Below are 572 nucleotides of genomic sequence, written 5' to 3'. Positions count from 1 at the left end.
TGCGGCCGAGCCCCGTCTGCACCTCGTCGGCGATCAGCAGCGCCTTGTACCGGTGCAGCAGCTCCTGCGCGGCGCGCAGATAGCCGGGCGGGGCCTCGTGCACGCCCTTGCCCTGGATCGGCTCCACGATCAGCGCGGCCACGTCGCCCTTGCGCAGCTCCCGCTCCAGCGCGTCGAGGTCCCCGAGCGGCACGGCCGTGTCCGGCAGCAGCGGGGCGAACCCGTCCCGGAAGCCGGACTCGCCGTTGACCGACAGGGCGCCCGTGGTCAGCCCGTGGAAGGCGTGCTCGCAGTACAGCACCCTGGGCCGGCCGGTGACGTAGCGGGCGAACTTCAGGGCCCCCTCCACGGCCTCCGTGCCGCTGTTGCCGAAGAACACCCGGTCCAGATGCGGGCTGTGGGCGAGGAGCCGCTCGGCGAGCAGGCCGGGCAGCGGCTGGCAGTCGAAGCGGGTGAGGTCGGCCAGGGACAGGTCCAGGACGTCGTGCAGCGCCTTGCGGACCACGGGGTGGTGGCGGCCGAGCCCCATCACCCCGAAACCGGCGAGCATGTCGAGGTGGTCGTTGCCCTCG

1 protein-coding gene is annotated in these 572 nt (G+C 73.3%); it reads right to left on the bottom strand.

Features of this window, described 5'->3' with window-relative positions; translation table 11 throughout:
- Window positions 1-572 (bottom strand): aspartate aminotransferase family protein (locus CCN29_RS34340; RefSeq protein ID WP_143661479.1); only part of this gene is annotated, 572 nt, incomplete at both ends.

Source organism: Streptomyces pseudogriseolus, assembly GCA_002154585.1.
Classification (GTDB): Bacteria; Actinomycetota; Actinomycetes; order Streptomycetales; family Streptomycetaceae; genus Streptomyces; species Streptomyces pseudogriseolus.
The sequence above is the reverse complement of the archived record's forward strand: the minus strand, read 5'-3'. Positions and strand labels throughout refer to the sequence as shown.